Annotated in this window: 21 protein-coding genes and 1 riboswitch; of the genes, 6 read left to right on the forward strand and 15 right to left on the reverse strand. The window is 66.8% G+C overall.

From position 1 onward, the window contains the following. Positions 1–32: 32 nt before the first annotated feature. The 3 genes from CFB39_RS06220 to thiC form a co-directional block, all read right to left on the reverse strand. A complete protein-coding gene (locus CFB39_RS06220) occupies positions 33–287 on the reverse strand; it encodes a hypothetical protein (RefSeq protein WP_089439634.1) in 255 nt (84 codons plus the stop codon). Between the two features lie 218 nt (positions 288–505). Further along, entirely contained in the window at positions 506–718 is a 213-nt protein-coding gene (locus tag CFB39_RS06225; protein WP_069247576.1) for a glycine zipper 2TM domain-containing protein, read from the reverse strand. Between the two features lie 239 nt (positions 719–957). Next, positions 958–2,889 carry a phosphomethylpyrimidine synthase ThiC gene (thiC, locus tag CFB39_RS06230; RefSeq protein WP_048024440.1) on the reverse strand — a complete coding sequence of 644 codons (1,932 nt, stop codon included), beginning with the start codon at positions 2,887–2,889 and terminating at the stop codon, positions 958–960. A 124-nt stretch (positions 2,890–3,013) separates the two neighbouring features. Continuing rightward, a riboswitch (TPP riboswitch) is annotated at positions 3,014–3,130 on the reverse strand. Positions 3,131–3,402: 272 nt separating this feature from the next. Here thiC and CFB39_RS06235 point away from each other — a divergent pair. The 3 genes from CFB39_RS06235 (at position 3,403) to CFB39_RS06245 (ending at position 5,217) form a co-directional block, all read left to right on the forward strand. Then, complete coding sequence (locus tag CFB39_RS06235) at positions 3,403–3,678, forward strand: pentapeptide MXKDX repeat protein (protein WP_011351498.1); 276 nt, start codon at positions 3,403–3,405, stop codon at positions 3,676–3,678. A gap of 88 nt (positions 3,679–3,766) precedes the next feature. Then, complete coding sequence (locus CFB39_RS06240; RefSeq protein ID WP_089430823.1) at positions 3,767–4,399, forward strand: cytochrome b/b6 domain-containing protein; 633 nt, start codon at positions 3,767–3,769, stop codon at positions 4,397–4,399. A gap of 29 nt (positions 4,400–4,428) precedes the next feature. Further along, positions 4,429–5,217 carry a molybdopterin-dependent oxidoreductase gene (locus CFB39_RS06245; protein ID WP_089472456.1) on the forward strand — a complete coding sequence of 263 codons (789 nt, stop codon included), beginning with the start codon at positions 4,429–4,431 and terminating at the stop codon, positions 5,215–5,217. A 70-nt stretch (positions 5,218–5,287) separates the two neighbouring features. Here CFB39_RS06245 and CFB39_RS06250 read toward each other — a convergent pair whose 3' ends face one another. Then, positions 5,288–5,569 (reverse strand): helix-turn-helix domain-containing protein, encoded by a 282-nt coding sequence (locus CFB39_RS06250; RefSeq protein WP_089439637.1) that lies wholly within the window; start codon positions 5,567–5,569, stop codon positions 5,288–5,290. Further along, on the reverse strand, positions 5,566–5,913 hold the full coding sequence (locus CFB39_RS06255) for a type II toxin-antitoxin system RelE/ParE family toxin (RefSeq protein WP_089472457.1): 348 nt from the start codon (positions 5,911–5,913) through the stop codon (positions 5,566–5,568). The genes CFB39_RS06250 and CFB39_RS06255 overlap by 4 nt, the downstream gene beginning before the upstream one ends. A 514-nt stretch (positions 5,914–6,427) precedes the next feature. Here CFB39_RS06255 and CFB39_RS06265 point away from each other — a divergent pair. Continuing rightward, entirely contained in the window at positions 6,428–7,636 is a 1,209-nt protein-coding gene (locus CFB39_RS06265; protein WP_089472458.1) for an EamA family transporter, read from the forward strand. Positions 7,637–7,657: 21 nt separating this feature from the next. On the opposite strand, the gene CFB39_RS06270 is transcribed toward CFB39_RS06265, so the two are convergent. The 9 genes from CFB39_RS06270 to CFB39_RS06320 form a co-directional block, all read right to left on the reverse strand. Next, positions 7,658–8,857 (reverse strand): MFS transporter, encoded by a 1,200-nt coding sequence (locus CFB39_RS06270; protein WP_011351504.1) that lies wholly within the window; start codon positions 8,855–8,857, stop codon positions 7,658–7,660. A 192-nt stretch (positions 8,858–9,049) separates the two neighbouring features. After that, the gene (locus CFB39_RS06275; protein WP_089472459.1) at positions 9,050–9,874 is read right to left on the reverse strand and encodes a phosphodiesterase; all 825 of its coding nucleotides are present in this window, start codon (positions 9,872–9,874) and stop codon (positions 9,050–9,052) included. An 84-nt stretch (positions 9,875–9,958) separates the two neighbouring features. Continuing rightward, positions 9,959–10,990, reverse strand: a complete 1,032-nt coding sequence (locus tag CFB39_RS06280) for an ABC transporter ATP-binding protein (protein ID WP_089472460.1) — start codon at positions 10,988–10,990, stop codon at positions 9,959–9,961. A 13-nt stretch (positions 10,991–11,003) separates the two neighbouring features. Then, on the reverse strand, positions 11,004–11,912 hold the full coding sequence (locus CFB39_RS06285; RefSeq protein ID WP_089472461.1) for an ABC transporter permease: 909 nt from the start codon (positions 11,910–11,912) through the stop codon (positions 11,004–11,006). A 10-nt stretch (positions 11,913–11,922) separates the two neighbouring features. Then, positions 11,923–12,747 (reverse strand): ABC transporter permease, encoded by an 825-nt coding sequence (locus tag CFB39_RS06290; protein ID WP_089424930.1) that lies wholly within the window; start codon positions 12,745–12,747, stop codon positions 11,923–11,925. 16 nt (positions 12,748–12,763) lie between these two features. After that, positions 12,764–13,792, reverse strand: a complete 1,029-nt coding sequence (locus CFB39_RS06295; RefSeq protein ID WP_089472462.1) for an ABC transporter substrate-binding protein — start codon at positions 13,790–13,792, stop codon at positions 12,764–12,766. 67 nt (positions 13,793–13,859) lie between these two features. Next, positions 13,860–14,885, reverse strand: coding sequence for a substrate-binding domain-containing protein (locus tag CFB39_RS06300; protein ID WP_089472463.1), 1,026 nt, complete (start codon positions 14,883–14,885; stop codon positions 13,860–13,862). 771 nt (positions 14,886–15,656) lie between these two features. Further along, positions 15,657–17,300, reverse strand: coding sequence for a serine hydrolase (locus tag CFB39_RS06315; protein WP_089472465.1), 1,644 nt, complete (start codon positions 17,298–17,300; stop codon positions 15,657–15,659). An 18-nt stretch (positions 17,301–17,318) separates the two neighbouring features. After that, the gene (locus CFB39_RS06320; protein ID WP_256991358.1) at positions 17,319–19,718 is read right to left on the reverse strand and encodes a TonB-dependent receptor; all 2,400 of its coding nucleotides are present in this window, start codon (positions 19,716–19,718) and stop codon (positions 17,319–17,321) included. 243 nt (positions 19,719–19,961) lie between these two features. Between CFB39_RS06320 and CFB39_RS06325 the strand changes: the two genes are divergently transcribed. Beyond that, the gene (locus CFB39_RS06325) at positions 19,962–20,954 is read left to right on the forward strand and encodes an ATP-binding protein (RefSeq protein ID WP_089472467.1); all 993 of its coding nucleotides are present in this window, start codon (positions 19,962–19,964) and stop codon (positions 20,952–20,954) included. Between the two features lie 127 nt (positions 20,955–21,081). Then, a complete protein-coding gene (locus CFB39_RS06330) occupies positions 21,082–22,548 on the forward strand; it encodes a M81 family metallopeptidase (protein WP_089472468.1) in 1,467 nt (488 codons plus the stop codon). 33 nt (positions 22,549–22,581) lie between these two features. Here the strand turns inward: CFB39_RS06330 and CFB39_RS06335 are convergent, their stop codons facing one another. Further along, the gene (locus CFB39_RS06335) at positions 22,582–24,216 is read right to left on the reverse strand and encodes a serine hydrolase (RefSeq protein ID WP_179257646.1); all 1,635 of its coding nucleotides are present in this window, start codon (positions 24,214–24,216) and stop codon (positions 22,582–22,584) included. Between the last annotated feature and the right edge of the window lie 5 nt (positions 24,217–24,221).

Consider the following 24,221-nt stretch of genomic DNA (forward strand, 5'->3'; position numbering starts at 1 on the left):
CTGCGCCGCCACATGCGGCGCGGCCGGTCAGGTCAGTGATGACGCCAGCCGCCGCGTCCGCCGAAGCCGAAATTGAGCGACAGCGCCGGGCCCCAATAACCGCCCCATGCGGGCGCATAGGCCGGCGCCGGATAGTAGTAGGCGGGGGCCGGATCGACGTACACGGGCGCGGGCTGTACCGGCACCGGCGCCGCCGTGTAATAGCCGCCCGGATAATAGCCGTACGGGTAGTAGCAGCCGGCAAGCGTCGTGCAGGCAAGCGCCGCGGCGACGAGGATCCTGTTCATGATGTGTCTCCGGCGGAGCCGGCGATCGGCAGATGCTTGAAGCTTAGGCCGAGTCCCGATGACACGGTATGAGAAACGGTAACCGATCATTTCCGGGGGAGCGGCCGCGCCTGTTGCGGTGCGACAGACGAAAACGGCGCTTCCGCCCCGCGGAAACGCCGTTGAACCGCCCGGCCCGCCGCTGGGCGACGACGCCCGGCCGGCCGATGTCGGACTGCTTACTTGCCGACCTGGTTACCGATGATGCCGCCGGCCGCCGCGCCGCCCAGCGTCGACAGCGCGTTGCCGCCGATCGCCGCGCCGGCAACGCCGCCGACGCCCGCACCGATTGCCGTATCACGCTGGCGTCGCGACATCGAATCGCAGGCCGACAGGCTGGCCACTGTCGCGACGAGGAGAGCGTATACCCCAAAACGCCGAATCGAATTCATGATCGTTGTCCTTGTGGTAGTGAACGGAAGGCGCGCGACCGGCTGGCGGCCGCGCATGTCCCCAATCTACGCGCCGTCCCGCGCTGCTGCTGTAAGGACTTGTTAAGGCTCGCGCGGTTTCGTAATCAATTGTTTCGCATGGGCCGGCAGGCACACCGCATGCGCAAAAAAGCCCGCTCGAAAGCGGGCTTCGTGCCTGGCGAGGCGATCCGGCGGCGAGCGCCGGACCGTGCATTCGCTTACTGACGGTGATAGATTTCGGCGCCCGTCTTGACGAACTCGACCGCCTTCACTTCCATCCCCTTTTTCAGCGCTTCGGTTTCCGACACACCCTGCTGCGCCGCGAACTCGCGCACGTCCTGCGTGATCTTCATCGAGCAGAAGTGCGGGCCGCACATCGAGCAGAAGTGCGCGACCTTCGCCGAATCCTTCGGCAGCGTTTCGTCGTGGAATTCGCGCGCCTTGTCCGGATCGAGGCCGATGTTGAACTGGTCTTCCCAGCGGAACTCGAAGCGCGCCTTCGACAGCGCGTTGTCGCGCACCTGCGCGCCCGGGTGGCCCTTCGCGAGGTCGGCGGCGTGCGCGGCGAGCTTGTACGTGATGATGCCTTCCTTCACGTCGTCCTTGTTCGGCAGGCCCAGGTGCTCCTTCGGCGTCACGTAGCAGAGCATCGCGGTGCCGAACCAGCCGATCATCGCGGCGCCGATGCCGGACGTGATGTGGTCGTAGCCCGGTGCGATGTCGGTGGTCAGCGGCCCGAGCGTGTAGAACGGCGCTTCCTTGCACCAGTCGAGCTGGAGATCCATGTTCTCCTTGATCAGCTGCATCGGCACGTGGCCGGGGCCTTCGATCATCACCTGCACGTCGTGCTTCCACGCGATCTGCGTGAGTTCGCCGAGCGTCTTCAGTTCGCCGAGCTGCGCTTCGTCGTTCGCGTCGTAGATCGAGCCGGGGCGCAGGCCGTCGCCGAGCGAGAAGCTCACGTCGTACGCCTTCATGATCTCGCAGATCTCTTCGAAGTGTTCGTACAGGAAGCTTTCCTTGTGATGCGCGAGGCACCACTTCGCCATGATCGAGCCGCCGCGCGACACGATGCCCGTCATCCGGTTCGCGGTGAGCGGCACGTACTGCAGGCGCACGCCCGCATGGATCGTGAAGTAGTCGACGCCTTGCTCGGCCTGTTCGATCAGCGTGTCGCGGAAGATTTCCCAGGTGAGGTCCTCGGCCTTGCCGTTGACCTTTTCCAGCGCCTGGTAGATCGGCACCGTGCCGATCGGCACCGGGCTGTTGCGGATGATCCACTCGCGCGTTTCATGGATGTGCTTGCCGGTCGACAGGTCCATCACCGTGTCGCCGCCCCAGCGGATCGCCCACGTCATCTTGTCGACTTCCTCGCCGATCGACGACGTGACGGCCGAGTTGCCGATGTTCGCGTTGATCTTCACGAGGAAGTTGCGGCCGATGATCATCGGCTCGGATTCCGGATGGTTGATGTTCGCGGGGATGATCGCGCGGCCGCACGCCACTTCCGAGCGCACGAATTCCGGCGTGATCTCGGCCGGCGCATTCGCGCCGAAGGCCGCTGCGCCGAACGCCTGGCCCGGGTGCTGGCGGCCCATCATCGCGGCGAGCTTCGCACCGTTCGGGCCGCTGGCCTTCAGGCTCTCGAGGTACTCGGCGCGGCGCTGGTTCTCGCGGATCGCGATGTATTCCATTTCCGGCGTGATGATGCCCTGGCGCGCGTAGTGCATCTGCGTGACGTTCTTGCCGGCCTGGGCGCGGCGCGGGTTGCGGTGCAGGCCCGGGAAGCGCAGGTCGGCGGTGGCCGGGTCGGCCGCGCGCTCGAGGCCGTACTGGCTCGACAGGCCGCCGAGCACTTCGGTGTCGCCGCGTGCCTCGATCCAGCCCTGACGCAGCGCGGCCAGGCCCGCGCGGATGTCGATCTTCGCGTCCGGATCGGTGTAGGGGCCCGATGTGTCGTACACGTAGATCGGCGGATTCTTTTCGCCGCCGAAGCCGGTCGGCGTGTCGGCCTGCGTGATTTCGCGCATCGGCACGCGGATGTCGGGCTGGGAGCCGGTGACATAGACCTTGCGGGAATTCGGCAGCGGGGCGACGGCCGCGGCATCGACATGAGCGTCGGCGGACAGAAACTTCGGATTGGCGTTCATGCAATCTCCTGTGTGAGCGCCGGACAGGCGCTTCGGCGCTTGCCCGGAGCCCTTGACGTATGTGGGGCTCGAGCTAAGCAGGAGACGAGGCTTGGTGAGGCGGCGGATTTCGTCAGAAGGATGGCGGCGAAATCCGTACGCTTCCCTGCGCTGGCATTATCCAGATCAGGTTCAAAGGGTATTTCTCACCCGCAATGCCGGTTGTTTGACCGGGCGCATTGCAGGACCCCCGCGTTAGCAGGGCACACGATACACTGGCTTGGCGGCGGTTTCAACCGGGAGAGGATCGGCTGCCCCGGTGCGGCCGCAGCATGGCGGGCGGTACGGTGGCCCGTCGAAATGGCAGCGCGCGTCGCTGCCGCATGGCCTCCCGGCTGGGCCGGCCGCGGCAAAGCGGTGCAGCATGACGCGCTTTCGCGCAACTTCAAAAAAAATTTTCGCAGCGGCTGTCATTTCCCGCGACGTCGTCCGTCTATTCGGCTCCTTAAACCCATGTTGTTTTGGAGAGATGTCATGAAAAAAGTACTGATTGCCGCTTGCGTCGCCGCTTTCGCCACGATCGCCACGGGCGCGTATGCGCAGAACGATGCGATGTCGCAGCCGGGTTCGTCGATGTCGAAGGACGCGATGGGCCACGACGCGATGGCCAAGGATGCAATGGGCCATGACGCGATGAAGAAGGACGGCATGAAGAAGCATGCGATGAAGAAAGACGCGATGAAGAAGGACGCGATGTCGCACGACGAGATGGGCAAGCCGTCGGGCGACAAGATGGCGCCGTCGAACTGACGAAAGGCGGACGCGGCGCGGCCGGCGCGTGCGTCGCACGGCGGCCGCCCGCATCGCGTCCCGTTGACTCATTCCGGGAGTCTTCATCATGCAAACCGTTCCCGCCACCGGCCGCGCGGCCGCCACGCCGCCCGCGCGCCCGATCCATCCGCTGTGGGTGCGCGCGAGCCACTGGCTCAACGCGCTCGCGGCGATCCTGATGGTGCTGTCCGGCTGGCGCATCTACGACGCGTCGCCGATCTATCCGCCGTTCACGTTCCCGCACGGGATCACGATCGGCGGCTGGCTCGGCGGCGCGCTGCAATGGCATTTCGCGGCGATGTGGCTGCTCGTCTTCAACGGGCTGTTCTACCTGACGATGTCGATCGCGACGGGGCGCCTCGCGCGCAAGATGCTGCCCGTCACGCCGGCGTCGATCTGGCGCGACATCCGTGCCGCGCTGGGCGGGCGGCTGTCGCACGCCGACCTGAGCGTCTACAACGCGGTGCAGCGCGCCGCCTACCTGACCGCGATCGTCGATCTCGTCGTGCTGGTGCTGTCGGGGCTCACGATCTGGAAATCCGTGCAATTCCCGCTGCTGCGCGAATTGTTCGGCGGCTACGACAACGCGCGAGTCGTGCACTTCTGGGCGATGTCGCTGCTCGTCGCATTCATTGCCGTTCACGTCGCGATGGCGCTGCTGGTGCCGCGCTCGCTGCTCGCGATGCTGCGCGGGCGCTGACCCGTCAACCTCGGGTGAAGGAAATCATCATGTCGGAATCCGAAACCAAGCGCGACGGTTCGCGCTGGACGCTCGACCGGAAGTCGCTCGAACTCGACGTGCGCCGCGAGCTCGAGATGCCGTCGCGGCGGCTGTTCAACCGGCGCGTGCTGACGCTCGGCGGGCTGACGATGCTGACCGGCTGCACGCTGAAGGACGACGCGTCGGTCAACACGTTCCTCGAGACGGTGTCGCGCATGAACGACCGCGTGCAGGCCTGGCTGTTCAGCGGCGAGCGGCTCGCGCCGACCTACACCGAAGCCGACATCACGCGACCGTTCCCGTTCAACGCGTACTACGGGATCGACGACGTGCCGCACGTCGACGCGTCGACGTATCGGCTCGTGCTGTCCGGCCGCGTGACGGGCAAGCGCGTGTGGACGCTCGACGAACTGTATGCGCTGCCGCACGCGGAACAGATCACGCGGCATATCTGCGTGGAAGGGTGGAGCGCGATCGGCCGCTGGGGCGGTACTCCGTTCGGCGCGTTTCTCGCCCGCGCCGGCGCCGACACGCGGGCGAAGTACGTCGGCTTCAAGTGCGCGGACGATTACTACGAAAGTATCGACATGCCGACCGCGCTGCATCCGCAGACGCTGCTCGCGTTCGACTACGACGGCCATCGGCTGCCGCCGGAATTCGGCTTCCCGATGAAGCTGCGGATGCCGACCAAGCTCGGCTACAAGAATCCGAAGCACATCATGGAAATCTTCGTGACCGATACGTTTCCGGGCGGCTACTGGGTCGACCAGGGGTACAACTGGTTCGGCGGATCGTGAGCGGTGCGTGGCGCGCGGTGGCGGCGCATGCCCGCGATGCGCCGGGCAGCGCGGCATCGCACGTCACGCGTCACGCGGATTCGCGTACCTGGAGGTCGACGCGCAGGCCGACGGCCGCCGCCATGTTCACGAGCGCGTCGAGCCCGAACAGGTTGATCTTGCCGCGCATCAGGTCGGAGACGCGCGGCTGCGTGACGCCCAGTCGTTCCGCAGCCTGGGCCTGACTGAGCTCGAGCTGCGCGATGCGCTGCTTGAGCGCGATCATCAGCTCGGATCGCAGCTTCATGTTCTCGGCTTCGGCCGGCTGGCCCTCGATTGCGTCCCAGACGCTTGAATAACGGTCGGTTGTCATCGTTTCCTCTCCATCGTCAGCGCGCGATAGCGCCGGGCGGCCAGTTCGATATCGGCTCGGGTGGTGCGCGTCGCTTGCTTGCGGAAGCAGTGCAGCACGTAGACGGCGTCGGCGAATGTCGCGACGTAAATGATCCGGAACGCGCCGCTCGCATCGCGCAGGCGAATTTCCCGCACGCCGACGGTGCGCATCGGCTTCCAGTCGTCGGGCGCGAACCCGCGTTGTACCTGGTCGATCTGGTGGCCGGCTTCGCGTCGCGCAGGCAGCGGAAAGCCGCGCAGATCTGCGAGCGCGCTGCCGACGAAAACAACAGGCTTCGGCGGGAGAATGGTCGAATTATACAAAATTTTGTATGGACGGTGCAGGTGTCGAAGGAAGGTCGTTCAGCGCATGCGGCGCGTGAGCCGACCGTCACGATAAGGGGGAAGTGCTGGCTGGCGCGCAGGACTGGCCGTTCGGCCGATGGCTGACTCGATCGCGACGGATCGCGTGAATGGCGTGAATGGCGGGTCGGATCGACACCGTGGCAACGCACGCATGTCGCGTATCCGGCCCCCGATTTCACCCGCCCGCCGGCCGGGAAATGTCGCGCGGAAACATCATTCGCGATCCTTTCAGACTGGTCCGACGATGCTTTCGAATCCTTGATGCCATAATGCCGAGCGTGCGCAGCCGAAACGGTTGCGCGCGTTTTTTTTGTCCCTCTGCCGCCGCTTGCCGGTTCTCTTTCGTCGCCGTTCGCACTGCCATGTCGTTCCGCACGTTCGCTCTGCCTTCCCGGTCCCGCCAGGGCCGTTTGCCGGCATCGCCGGCGCCTTTCAGCGGAGCACGCGGCGTGACGTGCGGGCAGGCTGCTCGATGACGCCGCTCGACCGCCTCCTCGATTTCTTCGCCCGCTTCTCGTTCCGGATCCGCCTGCCGCAAAGCCGCGGCGGCCGCGTCGCGCTGGCGCTCGTCTTCATCTATTTCGTGTGGGGTTCGACCTACAGCGGCCTGCATTTCGCGCTGCAGTCGTTCCCGCCGCTGCTGCTGTCGGGGCTGCGCAACCTGCTCGGCGGGATCGGCCTGTTCATCTTCGCGCTGCGGCGCAAGCCCGAATGGCCGACGCTGCTCGAAATCCGCAACGCGGGGATCGTCGGCACGATGCTCGTCGCGCTGTCGTCCGGCACGATCGCGCTCGGGATCAGTCTGGTCAGCAGCGGCTCGGCCGCGGTGATGGTGGCCACGGTGCCGCTGTTCGCGACCGTGATCGCCGCAGTTGCCGGGCGGCCGGTCACGAAAGGCGAGTGGTCGGCCGTGGCCCTCGGGATGGTCGGCATCGTCGTGCTGAACTCGGGCGGCGCGGCCGCGCAGAATTCGGCGCTCGGCACGATCTGCGTGCTGGCCGGCGCCCTGTTCTGGGCGGGGGGCGCGCATCTCGCGACGCGGCTCAAGCTGCCGTCCGACCTGTTTCTGTCCACGTCGCTGCAGATCGGCCTCGGCGGCATGATCTCGACGCTGGTCGCGTGGCTGGTCGGCGAACGCGTCGAGCACCTGATGGTGGGGCCGGTGTTCGCGTTCCTGTATCTGATGGTGTTCTGCACGATGGCCGCGTACGTCGCGTACGGCTACCTGATCCGCCACACGAGCCCGATCATCGCGAGCAGCTGCATGTACGTGAACCCGATCGTCGCGGTCGCGCTCGGTGCGCTGCTGCTTGGCGAGCCGGTGACGATGGCGACGGTGGTCGCGACCGTCGCGATCCTCGGCAGCGTCGGGCTGTCGTTCGTATTCGATCCGGCGCGCCGGCCCGCGGCGCGCGCGGCGGCTGCCAGCTCGGCGGCCGCGGCAGCCGCGTCGACGGTGGAGGCGGCAGCGGCGCCCGAACAGATCGCGGTGCCGGATGCGGCGCCGATCCTGGCACCTTCCGCCGTTCCGCTGGCCGTGCCGACGCCGGCTGCCGTGATGGATCCTGCCGCGGTCATTGAACCGGCACCGGCGTTCGCCACGCCGCCCATCGCCGAACCGGCACCGGCGTTCGCTCCATCACCCGCCGCCGAACCGGCCGCACCCCGCGCCGACGCGTGACGCGGCCGTGGCCGGTCGCGCTCAGTCGCGCCGGCCGCCGCGATGGTGGAACCAGCCCCCGAGCGCGGTGAACACCAGCCCGGTTGCACACATGCCGATCCAGCCGAACGCGTGCCATGCGGCGACGCCGGCCGACGAGCCGAGTGCGCCGCCGATGAAATAGCACACCATGTACACCGTGTTGACGCGGCTGCGCGCCTCGGGCTTCAGCGCATAGATGCGCGACTGGTTCGAGATCTGCGCGGCCTGCACGCCGACGTCCAGCACGATCACGCCGATCACGAGCCCGACGAGGCTCGAGCCCGACAGCGCGAAGATCACGAACGACAGCGCGAGCAGCGCGATCGCGAGCGAGATGATCGCGCGCGGGCCGCGCTTGTCCGCGAAGCGGCCCGCGTACGGTGCCGCGAGCGCACCCGCCGCGCCGACGATCCCGAACAGGCCGGCGGCCTGCGGGCCGAGATGGAACGGCGCGCCGGCGAGCAGCAGCGTCAGCACGGGCCAGAACGCGCTGAATGCCGCGAACAGCGCGGCACCCGTCAGCGACGCCTCGCGCAGCCCGCGCAATTCGACCGCCAGATGCCACATCGAGCCGAGCAGCTTGCCGTATGACAGCGTCGACGTCGGCGAGCTGCGCGGCAGCCGCAGCACGATCACGGCGGCGAGCGCGACGAGCGCCGCGACCGACGCGGCGAATACCGCGCGCCAGCCGAAATACTCGGCGACGAAGCCGGCGGCCGTTCGCGCGAGCAGGATGCCGAGCAGCAGGCCGCTCATCACGGTGCCGACCGCATGCCCGCGTTCGGCGGGCGGCGCGATCTCGGCGGCGAACGGCACGGCCTGTTGCGCGATCGTCGCGAGTACGCCGATCGCCAGGCTCGCGACGGCGAGCACGGCCAGCGACGGCGCGGTGGCCGCGACGATCAGCGCGACCGACAGGCCGGCGATCTGCATCAGGATCAGCCCGCGGCGGTCGAAGCGGTCGCCGAGCGGCGCGAGCAGGAACATGCCGGCCGCATAGCCGAGCTGCGTCGCGGTCGGCACCGCGCCGATCCACGAGGCGCCGTCGGGAAACGCCGAGCGGAAGCTGTCGAGCAGCGGCTGGTTGTAATAGATGTTCGCGACGGACACCCCCGCGATCGTCGCGAGCAGCAACAGCAAGCTGCGCGAATAGTGGGGCGAGGCGGCGTCGGTCGGACGGTCGGTGGAGGCGGTGGACATGGCTGCGCGAACGGAAGTGGGGCGGCGCAGCGCGCGGCGCACGCGTCGGGTGCGCAGGCGGGCAGGGCGCCGTCGAGGCTGCCGATCATACCGGAGCGACGGGAATCCTGCCGGCCGGGGGCAGATCGGCCAAACCGGCCAAATCTGTGTAACCGGCCGGCCGCCGCCCGTCATCGTGCGTGCGTCAACCCGTCAGTCGACCAGTTCACCCGTCGGTTCATAGAACGGATAGGGCCCGGCCCCTTCATCGACATACACGTGATGCGACGTCATCCCCGCATCGGGCACATAGTGATGGACCGCGAACGCCGGCGGTTCGAGCCGGAACGCGGAAGGCCCGTCGGGCCGCAGGTCGAATGCGACCTGATGCGCGGGCGACGGCACCGCGGCGGCGAGCGTGCCGCCGAAGCGCGTGAACATCGTGCGATGCACGTGGCCGCACAGCACGCGCTCGACGTTCGGATGGCCGCGCAGCAGCGCGTCGAGTTTCGCGGAGGCGGCCGGCGCGAGGCGCAGCTTGTCCATGTGGCCGATGCCCGACGCGAACGGCGGGTGATGCAGCGCGACGATCACCGGACGGTCGCGCGCCGCGTCGAGCTGCGCGGCGAGCCAGGCGAGCCGTGCGTCACACAGGTCGCCGTAGCTTGCGCCCGGCACCTGCGAATCGAGCGCCAGTACGCGCACCGCGCCGACGTCGAGCGTGTATTGCACGAATTCGCCCGCCTGCAGCTCGGCGCGATCGGCGAACGCGCGGCGCAGCCCGGCGCGGTCGTCGTGATTGCCGATCATCAGGTAGTACGGAATCTCGAGCGCGGCGAGCAGCCCGCGCAGGTTGCCGTACTCCTCGTCGTGGCCGAAATCGGTCAGGTCGCCGGTGACGAGCACCGCATCCGGGCGCGGCACGAGTGCGTTCAGTTTTTCGATGCAGCGCGCGAGCGCGGCCGCGGTGTCGACGCGCCGGTACGCGAGCTGTCCCGGACGCTTGATGTGGAGATCGCTGATTTGAGCAAGCAGCATCGTCGTTCCTCGGAATTGTCTGATTGTTGTCGCGGCGTCGTGCGCCGCGGTGGGGTGCTGCATGAATGATGCCGGAAGGACGGATCAGGCGCCGAGCGCGATCAGGCCTTCGGGCGCGACCGTGAGGCCGACCGCCGTGCCGCGTGCGAGTGCGATGCGGCCCGGCACGTCGATCACGAGCGCGTCGGGGGCCACCTGCTCGATGGTGAGCCGCGTGCGCTCGCCGAGGAACGCGCATGCGCTCACGGCACCGCGCAGCGGCGCATGCGCGGGATCGGCCAGTTGCGCATCCTCGGGGCGGAAGAACCACTCGTCGGCGGCGTGCGGCGTCGCGATCGCGCCGCCCGTGGTCACCAGCGTGCCGTCGCGCCATTGCCCGGCGAGCCGGTTCAGCGTGCCGATGAACTGCGCGACCGTGCGGTTGGCCGGGTGGTAGTAGATGTCGCGCGGCGTGCCGATCTGCTCGATGCGGCCCGCGCCCATCACGACGATCCGGTCGCCGAGTTCCATCGCTTCGGCCTGGTCGTGCGTCACGTAGACCGTCGTCACGCCGAGTTCGCGCAGCAGCGCATTCATCTCGCGACGCAGCGTGTCGCGCAGCTTCGCGTCGAGCGCGGTCAGCGGCTCGTCGAGCAGCAGCACGCGCGGCCGCACCGCCAGTGCGCGGGCCAGTGCGACGCGCTGGCGCTGGCCGCCCGACAGCTGGTCGATCGGCTTGTCCGCATGCGCGTCGAGCCGCATCATCGCGAGCAGCTCGTCGACGCGCTCGCGCAGCGCGCGCGGCTCGGTCTTGCGGATCTTCAGCCCGTAGCCGACGTTGCCGCGCACCGTCAGGTTCGGAAACAGCGCGTAGTTCTGGAACACCATGCCGACCTGCCGGCGCTCGATCGGCAGCGCGGTCACGTCGTCATGGCCGAATGCGATCGTGCCGCCGGCGTCCGGCGTGTCGAGGCCCGCGATCAGGCGCAGCGTCGTGGTCTTGCCGCAGCCGGACGGCCCGAGCAGCACGAGCGTTTCGCCCGCGCCGATCGACAGGTCGAGCGGTTCGAGCACGCGCGTGCCGCGGAACGTCTTCGCGCAGCGGGTCAGGGTGATGGGAGTGGAATCGAGTTTCATGTCTGCGAGAAATTCAGCGCGGGCGCTTCTTGAGTGCCCGCGTGCCGGACGGATCGACGCCGAGCCACTGCATCGCGACGAGCAGCGGCAGCGTCATCAGCAGGAACAGGATCGTGTACGCGCTGCCGACTTCGAGGCGCAGCGACGCATACGTATCGGCGAGCCCGACCGGCAGCGTCTTGGTGTCGGGCGTATGCAGCATCCACGTGAGGTTGAATTCGCCGATCGACAGCGTGAGCACCGCGAGCGCACCCGCGACGATGCCGGGGCGCAGGTTCGGCAGCACGATCGTGACGAAGCGCGTGACAAACGACGCACCCAGGCTGGCCGCGCCTTCCTCGAGCGTGCGCAGGTCGGCGCCGGCCGCGACGGCCGCCACCGCGCGCACCATGAACGGCAGCGTGAACACGACGTGGCCGACGACGATGAACCACAGGCTCATCCGGAACGCGGTGAAGCCGCCGTACACGACCAGCAGCGCGAGCGCCGATGCAAGGCCGGGCAGCGCGACCGGCAGCACGAGCGCCTCCTCGATCGCGCGCGCGGCGCGGCTCTTGCTGCGCGCGAGCGCATAGCCGGCCGGCACGCCGACCGCGAGCACGATCGCGAGCGTCGCGAACGCGACGTAAAGCGACAGCGCGACCGAGCCGTGATACTGCTGCCACACCTGTTCGAGCCAGCGCAGCGTGAGGCCGCTCGACAGGCCGCGGAAATAGTTGACGGTGAGGCCCGCGAGCACCGACATCACGACGGGCACGATCAGGAACGCACACAGCAGCAGCGTGACGCCCCATTGCAGCACGGCGATCGCGCGCGCGCCGGTGACGCGCGGCGCGCGGCGGGCGACGCCGTTCGCCTGCACGGGAGCGGGAGCGGGAGCGGGAGCCGGCGACGGCGCGGAAGAGCCGGAAAGCGATTGCATGCAGGAATCCTCAGGCCGCGGCGGCGGCGGTGTGGCCGGTGAAGCGGCGTGCGAGTGCGAGCACGGCCCAGGTGACGATGCCGAGCACGATCGACAGGCCGGCCGCCGTCGCGATGTTCGCGTTCAGCGTGAACTCGGTATAGATCGTCATCGGCAGCACGTTCAGGTCGGTGGCGAGCGTGAACGCGGTGCCGAACGCGCCCATCGCGGTCGCGAAGCAGATCGCGCCGGCCGCGATCAGCCCGGGCGCGAGCGCGGGCAGCACGATGTCGACGAAGATGCGCCACGGCGATGCGCCGAGCGAACGCGCGGCTTCCTCGAGCGACGCGTCGAGCTTCGACGCGGCCGCGATCACGGTGACGATCACGCGCGGAATCGAGAAGTACAGGTAGCCGATGAACAGCCCGGCGACCGAGTACGCGAAGACCCACTTGTCGCCGGTGAGCTTCGCGGACAGCATGCCGATCAGCCCCTGCCGGCCGGCGAGCATGATCACCATGAAGCCGACGACGACGCCCGGGAACGCGAGCGGAAACGTGAGCAGCGCGAGCAGCACGCGCTTGCCCGCGAATTCGCGGCGTGCGAGCAGGAGGCCCGAGATCGTCGACAGCACGAGCGTCGCGAGCGTGACGCCCGCGGACAGCGCGATGGTCTCGCCGAGGCTCTTCATGTAGCGCGCATTGCCGAGCAGCGCCGCGTAGTGCGGGAAGAACGCGCCGTCGGCGGACACCTGCACGAGTGCCGCCATCGGCAGCAGCCAGAACGCGGCGAACACCGCGAGCGCCGGCGCGACGAGCGCGACGCGCCAGCGCAGCGGGAAAGTCAGGTCAAGCATCGATGAGGTCCGCCGCTTACTGCATGACTTGCAGGTATTGCTGGCCGAATGCCTGCTGGCCGGCTGCCATCTTGCCGAAGTCGACCGGTTTCGCACGCGCGTATTCGCTCGCCGGCAGGAACTTCGATGCGATGTCGGCACCGAGCGCTTGCGCGCGCACCGGGCGCAGGTACGCGTTGGCCCACAGCTTCTGGCCTTCGTCGGACAACACGAAGTCGAGCACCTTCTTGCCGTTCGCGTCGTGCGGGGCGCCCTTCACGAGACTCATCACGTACGGCACGGCGATCGTGCCTTCCTTCGGAATCACGAACTCGACGTTCGCGCTGTCCTTGTACTTCGCGCGATACGCGTCGAAGTCGTAGTCGAGCAGGATCGGAATTTCACCCGACAGCACGCGCGCATACGCGGTCTGCTTCGGCACGATCGGTGCGTTCGTCTTCAGCTTCCTGAACCAGTCGAGCGCCGGCTTGAAGTTGTCGAGGCTGCCGCCGAGCGCCTGGTTCACGGCCACCGCGCCCGCATACCCGACGAACGCACTCGACGGGTCGAGATAGCCGACCATGCCCTTGTATTCCGGCTTCAGCAGATCGGCCCACGAGCGCGGCACCGGCTTGCCGTCGAGCGCGTCCTTGTTCACGAAGAAGCCGAGCGTGCCCGAATGGATCGCGAACCAGTAGCCTTGCGGGTCCTTCAGGTTCGCGGGGATGTCGTTCCAGTGCGCGGGCTTGTACGGCGCGATCACGCCCTTGTCCTTCGCCTGGAACGCCGACGACACGCCGAGGTAGACCACGTCGGCGACCGGGCTCTTCTGCTCGGCGATCAGCTGCGCGATCGACTGGCCCGAGTTCTTGTTGTCGAACGGCACGCGGATGCCGGTCTTCTGCTTGATCGCCGCGATCTGCGCGGCCCAGTCGGCCCATTCGGGCGGGCAGTTGTAGCAGATCGCCGTTTCGTCGGCGTGGGCGGCGGGCGCGCCGGCGAGGAGCGCGGCGCAGGCGACGGGCGCTGCAAGCGCGCGCAGCAGCGAGGTCAGGCGAAAGGACACGGTAGGTCTCCGGGCGAGGGTGAGGCGCTGGGGTGGGGTGGTGGTGTGCAGGGTGTGCGGCGCGGGTTCAGGCCTTGCGCAATTGCAGGTCGGTGGCCGGCGGCGCCACGGTTGCGCCGTCGCGCACTACGTGCGGCAGGATCAGCGATGTGCGTTCGATCGCTGCGCCGCCGATGCATTCGACGAGACGCTGCCATGCGTGGCGGCCGATGTCGCGGTTCGGCGTCGCGACGCTCGCGAGCGGCGGCGCGAGCAGTTCGCCGAGCGCGATCCCGTCGAAGCCGAGCACCGACAGGTCGTCGGGAATCGAGAAGCCCGCGCGGCGCAGGCCGCGCATCACGACCATCGCGAGCAGGTCGTTGCTGCAGAAGAGCGCGGTCGGGCGCGTCGCGTGCGCGGTGAGATGCGCGAGCACCGCGTCGGGCAGCTCGGGCGCGTTGAAGTCGACTTCGACCGGCGGCAGCGTGGCGACGCCGATTTCGTCGAGGGCCTGCGCATAGCCGAGATGACGCTGGCGTGCGCGATCCGACGCGGCGAGCGAGCCGGCCAGCATCAGCACGCGGCGGTGGCCGCGCGCGGTCAGCAGCCGCACGCCGTCATACGCGGCACGGCGGTTGTCGGCCGACACTGACGGGCGACGCTGCGTGTCGTTGTGCATCAGCACGTAGTGCGGGCCGTCGTGGTCGAGCATGTCGAGCAGCGGGTGGGTATCCGCATCGGCGACGGTGAGGATCAGCCCTTCGACGCGCTGCTCGCGCAGCGTCTCGATCGCGTGGCGCTCGCGCGCCGCGTCGTATTCGGTCGTCATCAGGATCAGCTTGAAGCCGGCCGCGGTCGCGAGTTCGTCGATGCCTTGCAGGCAGTCGGCGAACACGGGGTTCGACAACGTCGGCACGACGACGCCGACGAGCCGCGTGCGCTCGCCGCGCAGTTGCCGGCCGAGCGGGCTCGGGCGGAACTGCAGCGTATCGATCGCGGTGCGGATCGTTTGCAGCGTGGCGGGGCTGACGGTATGCGGGGCGTTGATCGCACGCGAGACGGTGGCGATCGAGAAGCCCGCGAGGGCAGCGACGTCCTTGATGGTCGAGGTCATGAAAGCTTGCGATGTAAACGTTTTCGGCCGGAAAATTATCGAAAACGTTTGTGACTTCGCGATGACTTAGGCGACGCTTGTTTCGCGAAAAGCACGACACAAACGTCTGACGGATAGGTCCGTCGGACGACGCGGACTCGATTGTATCGGGGATGCTGCGGCGCGGGAGGAAATCGTTGGCGGCGGTGTTGCGGCATCGACGACAAAGGATGAATCCGTGGGTGTCGTGATGCGGCGCCGCGGAATAAGGGAACGCAAGGGCAAGCAATGGTAGAATCGCGTCCGCCCTCTTGCCGGGGTGATGAAATTGGTAAACATAGCGGACTTAAACGATTGAGTGCCCGGTCGGAAACGGTCGGTGCAGAACCCTTCAAATTCGGCGAAACCCCTGATGCGCGCATCGAGGCAACGCCGAGCCAAGCCTCGCGGCATCCGCGAGGAAGGTGTAGAGACTAGACGGGGGGCGCCTAAGGCGCATGGGCAGCAGGTAAAGCCCGCGCGCGACGGCGAAGGCATAGTCCAGCGCACGAACGGCATCGCGCACGCGACGCCGGCTTTGAAAGAAGCAGTGTGACGAAAATCCGCCGCCTTAACTGGCTTGCCGGTTCGAGTCCGGTCCCCGGCACCACGATCGCTTTCAGCGCGATTCGATGAAGGGACGAAAGCCCGCGAGAAGCCATGCGCTCGCGGGTTTTTTGTTTTTGTGGCGTGGCATCGGGTGGGGTTATCGACGACCGAACGGCGACGCCACCGCCATCAGCGGCGCGATCCCTACGAATCACGCCCCTCGCGCACGAAGTCCAGGTTGCGCGTGCGCGACGTGTCGATGCGAAAGCGCGTCACCTCGTGACCCGAGCGTTCCACCGTCAAGACGCCGTGCATGACGGCCATCTGACCAGCAGGGTCGAACGTGAAAATGTCGTCGGCCACCGGTTCCAGCCGGTAGCCGGCGCTGCCGGCGGCGCCGGTCATGGTGAGGGTGAGTTCACCGTTCGTCACGGCGATCGTCGCACGTGCCGCGGCATCGTGACTGTGATACGCGCCCGCCAGGCCCGCCGACGCATCGGAGAGCGAGGGCGCGTGATCGGGCAAGCGCTCGAGCGTCTCCGCGTGACCGCAGTCCACCAGCTCGATCGCCGTCACGCGAGCCGCCGCCGTCGACGCTCGAGGTTTGATCAGCAGCGCTCTGCCTGTCCCGTCGTCTACCCGCAATCCGGCCTCCGTCTCGATGAGCGCCTGGGGCATCTGCTGGACGTTCTGAAAGCTCGCGTTGAGCTGCCCGTCGTGATCGCCGATCACGCAATACGTCCCGGACGTACGCGAGTGGTACCTGCCGAGCAAGGTTTCGTGCCCTGCCGTCGGCAACGGCGCGGCGGGCTTCGCGCCAAGGACGACGTCGCCCAGAACGATATCGACTATCTGCGTGGCCACTTCAACCGGATTGACTGCCGCGCCGTTCGTGAGAATGATGACGTCCAGTGCGTGCTCGGCCACCGTCAACATCTGACAAGACCCACCGAACACCCCGCCGGCATGGTGCAGCACCTCCACGTCGCGATGGGGTGTGAGCATCAGCCCGAGCGCGTAGACGCCTTCCGCGCCGCTCGAATAGTGCGGTCGGGTCAGCATCTGGCGCCAGCTTGCTTCGCTGCCGACCCGCTTGGGGCCGCGCAGATGCGCGAGCCAGCGCAGCATGTCGTCGACCGTCGACACGATCCCGCCTTCGCCGAGCACTTCCCACGTCGGAAAGAGGCCGCGCATGAATCCGCCTTTTCCATCCGGCACATGCTGGGTCGCCATGCGCGGGCGAATGCGCATGTCGTCGGCGACCGATTCCGTGTCGACCATGCCGATCACGTCGAAGATGCGCGCCTTCAGAAAGGTCTCGAAGGGAATGCCGCTGACCCGCTCGATCGCGAGCGACAGCAGGTGATATCCGCCGTTGCAGTAGATCATCCGCTCGCCCGGCGGAAAATTGACGTCGCGTTGCCGGACTTGCGCCGCCAGCACGCCACCGCGCGGCAACGTCGCGACGCCTTGCGCGAGCAGCGTGAGATCGAGATAGCAGCGGTAGCCGCCCGTATGCGTCATCAGCTGGCGCAAGCTGGGGTCGCCTGCGAGCAGCGGCAGTTCAGGCAGGTACGTGCGGATCCCGGCGTCGACGTCGAGCTTGCCGTCTTCGGCGAGCAGGAGGGCGGCAAGGCAGGTGAAGTGTTTGCTCGTCGAGCCGATGCGCAAGCGCGTGGCCGGCGTATTGGCGACACCGTGTTCCAGGCTTGCCATGCCGAAGCCTCGCCGGTAGAGCACTTCGCCTCGATGCGCGACGGCCACGACGAGGCCGGGTTCGTCGCTCTTGTTGAAGCGTTCGAAAAGGGTGTCCAGTTGCTCGGCGATGTCGTGCGATGCTTGAGTCATTTTAGGTATCCCTATGATTTAGAACGGAACGGTCAGCGCCGCGCCGATCGTGCGGGGCTGAATCACGCTGACGAGCGCCGGGCCGCCCATCGGTATCAGCGACGTGCCGGCCGCGATCAACGCGCGACGGTCGAACAGGTTGCGAACATAGAACGCCAGGCTGAATTTCCTGAAATCCACGCCTGCTTGCAGATCCGTGATCGCGTAGCCCGGCAACGGATAATCCGGCCGGCCCGAGCTGGCGTCGAACCCGCTATGACGTCGGCCGACAAAGCGTTGGGTCACACCCGCATACGACGGATACCCTTGCGCGCTGAACAGATAGGTGCCCGAGAGCGTGGCGGCGACCTTGGCCGAGTTCGGCAATGGCGCGCCCGCCGTCGTCCCCGCGTTAGCGTTGCCGCTCGTCAGGCTGGCGTCGATGAGCGACAGGTTCGCACTGAAGTTCCAGTGCGGGGTGGGGCGGAACGTGCCGGAGAACTCCAGGCCCTTGATGCGCGCGTTGCCGGCGTTGATGACCTGATTGACGCCATCGACCGTGCCGAGCTGCTGGATGTTCTTCCACTCGATGTCGTAGACCGACGTTTCCAGCGACAGCCGCTTGTCGAGCAGGTCGGCCTTGTAGCCCGCCTCGTAGCTCCACAGCGTGTCGGGTGCGAAGGTCGGGCTACCCGCTGCGCGCATGCCGGTGAGCGGATCGATCAGCAGCGCATTCGGGCCACCGGGCCGGTATCCGCTGGCGATGCGGACATACGCATTGCTGTTGGCGGTCAGCGCATAGCGCGCGGTGAACATGTAGGTCTTGCTGGTGTCCGACGACGGTGCCGAGATGGTCTGGGTCGGGCCGGCGAGCGTGCCGTAGGTCGTCTGTTCGTAGGTCTGGGTATTGTGGGCGATCCGGACGCCGCCGGTCAGCGAAAGGCGCGGCGTCAGGTGATAAGTCAGGTCGCCGTATGCCGCGTACTCGTTGTACGTGCTGGGCGCCTGGAGCTCCGACAGGTCCGGGCCGGGCGAGCCATCGGGCAAGGTCGTCAGAAAGCCTTCGCTCGAATGGCTGCGCTCGTGCGTATAGAAGAGGCCGGCCAGCCATTCGAGTCGCTGGTTGCCCGGCGAAGTCAGGCGAAACTCCTGGGTCACCTTGTTCGTGGTGGCCACATCCTTGGCGACCACCGAACCCAGGTTCAGCCCTTGGGCGGCAAATAGCGGCCCGTAGACGCCGGTCAGGTCCTGCGGCGCACTCGTGTTGATCCTTTGATACGACGTGATCGAGTTCAGGCGCGCCCAGCCGAGCTCGTATTCGATCCCGGCCGAATAGAGCTGGATGTTTTGATGAAAGGGCTGCGGGGCGAACTGTCGCGTGGTCAGGTCCCCCCAGACCGGCTTGCCGTCGGCGCCATATTCAACGTAGTTCGGATCGTTGCGATTGATGTTCTGCGAGAGCGCGGTCAGCCGGACCGTCAGATCCCGGGTCGGCGTCAGCAGCAGCGACGCGCGAGCACCGTAGGTGTCGCCGCGATCGATGTGGGTGTCCGCCTTGGGGCCCACTGCGTCGACATACCCGCCATCGTGCTGCCCGAACACGGAGACGCGCAGCGCGGCAACGTCGGTCTTCAGCGGGATATTCAACGCGGCGTTGGCCGTCCCGCTCACCCCGCCATGCGCCGTTCCCGCTACGCCGGTGCCGACTTGCCCGGAAAACTGACTCGGGTCCGGTTCGTTGGTCACGTATTTCAGCAAGCCGCCCATCGCACCCGCGCCATACAACGTGCCCTGCGGACCTCGCAGGATTTCGACGTGGTTGAGGTCGAGCAGGCTCATGTCGAGCGAGAACGTCGCGCTTTGGGAGAACAGCGTGCTGCCGCCGAACGCGACGTCGTCGACATACATGCCGACGGTCGGCCCCGTCTGAACACCGGTCGTCACGCCGCGAATACTGACCTGCCCCGACCCGCTGCCGCCGCTGGCGTTCAAGTCGACGCCCGGCTCCGAGGACAGGAAGTCGGACATCGTTTTCGCGCCGCTCTTCTGCAGCTCGTCGGCCGACAATACATTGACCTGCATGGGGACTTCGCGAGCCGGTTCGCGTCGGCGTGTCGCGGTCACCACGACGGTATTGAGCGTCGCGCCACCGTTGCCTTGCACCTTCGTCACCTCGGCCGGAGGGGTATTCGGCGCCGCGGCGCCGGGCGCGGCGGCAGGCGTCGCGGTGGACGCCGCATCAGGCGCGGCGACCTGCTGCGTCGTCGCGGGCGTTCGCGCCTGTTCCTGTGCGTGCACGCCCAACGATGCCAATCCGAATACGGGGCCGACGAAGAGCGGCGCGTAACGTCTGCCGTGCCGTAGCGGTAGCGTTACCGAAACCGCCGTGTGCTTCGTCCGGTTTTTCATCCTCACCATTGTCTCCTCCTGGTTTTGCAATCGACTGAACGCGATGCCGTGTAGCGCAACTCAGGGTGAACGGTAAGTGCCGGTTATTTCTGGTTCATGTGGCGTTTGTATCGGTGCTGATACAAACGATTGGTGACGGAGCGGGGCCGCCACGCCGGCCGACGCGGCGCAAAACCGGGACGAAGACTTGTTTCAGGTTTGCAATAAAGGGCTCACATGGCCCCTACATTCACGGGCGATAATCGACGCCATCGCTCGCCGTCGGCCAGGACCATGCACAAACCCCGCTTCGATTCGGCTTTCTATCGCCTGTTCTTCGTGATGATCTCGATCATCCTCGTGATGCAGATCAGTGCCGGCCTGCTGCTCTTCAAGCTCTACAGCACCGCGCCCTTCAAGCCGCCGCCCGGGATGAGCGCGGCGTTGCAGTGGGGCGCCGCGGTGATGATCCAGGTGATGCCCGCGCTGATCTCGTCGTGGATCGGCGCGCGCATGCTGGCCGCCCCGTTCCGAACGCTGGCCGTCGGAGCCGCCGAGCTGTCGAGGAATATCGATGCGCCGCCCATCCGGGAAATCGGTCCTGTCGAGGCACGTCAGGCCGCCAGCGTGTTCAACACGATGCAGGCCTCGCTGCGGCGGCAAATGAGTGAGCGCAACCGCTTCCTCGCCGCTGTATCACACGATTTGCGCACGCCGCTGACGCGCATGAAGCTGCGTCTTCGCTCCGCTCAGGATGCCGAATTGAGCGAACGGATCAGGGACGACATCGACGAGATGACGCAGCTTCTGGAAGCCACCCTGTCGTTCCTGCGCAATGAAGAGGTGGTCGAGGAATTCAGTCCGGTCGATATCAATGCACTGGTGGATGCCATCGCGGAAGATGCGGCCGAACACGGTCAAAAAGTGACGATCAGTGGTGAGGTGCCGCCGATCTCGGCGCAGCCGCTGGGCCTCAAGCGCTGCCTGACGAATCTGGTCGCCAACGCGATTCGATACGGTGAAGACGCGCACATCCGCCTGATCGACGCACCGTCGTGCGTGCGGATCCAGATCGTCGATCACGGCCCGGGCATCCCGGAGTCGCAACTGGAGCGCGCACTGGAGCCGTTCTACCGGGTGGAAAGTTCGCGCAACCGGAACACGGGCGGGACGGGGCTGGGCCTCGCCATCGCGAACGACGTCGTGAAGCGTCACGGCGGGGAACTGGTGTTGCGCAACGGTCCGGAAGGCGGGCTGGTCGCACAGGTCACGTTGCCGCGTCGATAGGGAGAAGGGCCCGGAGCGACCGTTGGTACTGCTCTGTTTCACGCTTGATACAGACTGCTCACAAAGCGGAAATAGCGGGTGCTTATAGTCGATTCACGTCCTTCACTCCCATTCGGCAGACCTCGTCATGAAGATATTCACGGCTCAGCTTTCGACGGAAACCAATACCTTTGCTCCGTGCCCGACCGGATGGGGCGGCTTCGAAGAGAACGCGATCTTTCATGGCGATGCGAGTGTGCGGGAGCCCGACGGCGTGGGGCACGTGCTCGCGGAAGTGCGGCGCCTCGCGCAGGCCGACGGTCACGACATCGTCGAAGGCCTGTGTGCCGAAGCCCAGCCGTCAGGCCGCACGATTCGCGCGGTCTACGAGTCCCTGAGGGACGACATTCTCGATGGCGTAAAGGCCGCCTTGCCGCTGGATGCCGTAATTCTGCTGCTGCACGGCGCGATGGTGGCGGAGGGCTACGACGATTGCGAAGGCGACCTGCTCGCCGGCGTGCGCGCCATTGTTGGCCCCGACGTTCCGATCTCGGTCACGCTCGACCCGCATTGTCATTTCACGCAATTGATGAAGGCGTCGGCCGATGTCCTGATCGCTTACAAGGAGTATCCGCATATCGACGCCGTCGATCGGGCGCGCGACGCCTATCGGCTCACGCTCGATATGGCTGCCGGACGCATCCGTCCGACGATCGGCGTGTTCGACTGCCGGATGGTCGGCGCCTGGCACACCACCCGCGAACCGATGGCGGGGTTCGTCCGGCGCATGCAGTCGTTCGAAGGGCGCGACGGCGTGCTGTCGGTGTCGCTCGGCCATGGGTTCCCGTGGGGCGACGTGCCGGAAGCCGGCGCGAAACTCTGGGTGGTGACGGACGACGATCTCGTCAAGGCCGACGCGCTGGCGGCGCAACTGGCGCGCGAGTTCTGGGCGTTGCGCGACGCGACACGCCCCGCTTGGCTCGATATCGATGCCGGGCTGGATCGCGCGCTGGCGGTCGAGGGCGGCCCGGTCGTGCTGGCGGATGTCGCGGACAATCCCGGCGGCGGCGCCCCGTGCGACAGCACGTTCATTCTGCGTCGCGTGGTCGAGCGACGGATTGCCAACGTTGCGATCGGGTGTTTCTGGGATCTCGGCGCCATCCAGATCTGCAAGGACGCGGGTGTCGGGGCCACGCTGAATCTGCGCATCGGCGGCAAATGCAGTGTGTACTCCGGAGATCCGGTGGACCTGCGCGTCACCGTCCGCAACGTGGTCGAGCGGCATACGCAAAGCATCATGGGCCTCGAGCAACCGCTCGGCCGGGCGGTGTGGGTGGAAGCGGACAACGGGCTCGACATCGCGCTGATATCGGTTCGCACCCAGGTGCTCGGCGTGGACGCATTCACCGGCCTGGGCATCGACTTCGCCGGCAAGAAGCTGGTGGTCGTGAAATCGACGCAGCATTTCCAGACCGACTTCGCGCCGCGTTCGAAGGCCGTCTTTCATATCGCCGCACCAGGGGCGCTCTCGATGAACTTCGCCGAACTGGACTATCGGCTTCGCGACCTCAACTACTGGCCGCGCGTGTCGAATCCGTTTGCGTCGGTGAAGTGAATACGTGCCGGCGTCAACCGACGCCGGCCAGCGTCAGGCGTCGGCGTGTACCCGTGTGAAGGCCAGATGCCGGGTGCGCGGCGTATCGACGCGAAAGCCGGTCATGTCGCCGCGCGTTGCGTCGCGCGTCAACGTAAGCATTCCGGTCGTGAGGTTCACTGGATCGATCGGCACCAGTTCGAAAGCATCGTGGGCCAATGGCGTGAGGCGGTAGTCGCAACGGCCCACCGCGCCGTGCAGGCGAAGAATGAGGGCTTCGTTGTCGAGCCGAATGATCGCGTGGGCATCGGCGTCGTGGCTTGTGAATACGCCGGACATCGCGGCGACGAGATCCGGCGTCATCGCGGGCGGTTCGCCGACGCGTGCGAACGTGTCGACGTGACCGCAATGCACGATGCGCAGGCTGGAGAGATCGTTCGGTATGCAGGACGATCCCCATCGCAGCGCCAGCAGGCCGTCGCCGCTCGCTTCGACCTGGACGTCGTTCAGTTCATCGGCGCTGTCGTAGAGCGTCATCGGGCGTCTGGGGCAAAGGGGGCCCGCCAATACCAGCGCGCCTTCATGATCCTCCAGTGCATACACGGCGCCGCTGCGGGCCGACCGGTAGCGGCCAAGGCGTGCTGCGTGATCTGCGGCGCGCGCCGCGACAGGCGGGCCATCGCCATCCAGCTCGTCCGCCAGCACGATATCGACCACACGCTTCGACAGTTCGAGCGGTGCGTCGAGCGCGCCGTTGCTGAGCAATACGACGTCGAGCCCATGTGCCACCGATACCAGCATCTGGCAAGTTCCACCTACGACGCCACCGGAATGCTGTATCAGCTCGACACCGCGATAGGTGCTCTGCGTGAGACCGAGTGAGTATTGACTACGCAGACCGCTGGAGAATACGGGCAACGCCAGCATCTGGCGCCAGGTGTCGGCGTTGCCGACGATCTTCTCGCTGCATCGCAGGTGCGCGGTCCATCGCAGCATGTCGTCGACGGTCGAGACGATCGAGCCTTCGCCGAGCAGTTCCCACGTCGGAAAGATGCCGCGCCGGAATCCGCCCATGCTGTCAGGCACATGCATCGTCGCGATGCCGTGCTCGATCGTCATGTCGTTGGGCACGCACGCGGTGTCATGCATGAGCAAGGGCGCGAAAATATGGGTCGCGAGGAACGCGTCGAACGGCATCCCGCTCGCACGTTCGACGGCAAGCGAAAGCAGGTGATAGCCGCCGTTCGAATACATCATGCGTTCTCCCGGCGGAAAATTTTCGTCGTGTTGACGTTGCTGCGATGCGAGGAACGCGCCAGGCGGCGACATCGCGAGACCCTGCGTCAGGAGCGCCAGGTCCAGTGCGCATCGCTGCCCGCCGCGATGCGACATCAATTGCCGCAGCGTCGGTCGGCCCGCGGCAGGCGGTAGTTCCGGCAGATATGTGCCGATGGGGGCATCGGCGTCGAGCGCGCCGCGCTCGCACAGGAGCAGCACGGCGAGGCAAGTGACATGCTTGCTGACCGAGCCGATGCGCATGCGGGTGGCCGGCGTGTTGGCGATGCCGTGTTCGAGGCTGGCCAGGCCGAACGCACGCCGATACAGCAGTTGGTCGCGATGCACGATGCCGGCGATCAATCCGGGTGCGTCGGCGCGGTGATAACGCGCGAACAGCGTGTCGAGCTGCATCGTCG

The organism is Burkholderia sp. AU6039 (assembly GCF_002223365.1).
Taxonomy (GTDB): Bacteria; Pseudomonadota; Gammaproteobacteria; order Burkholderiales; family Burkholderiaceae; genus Burkholderia.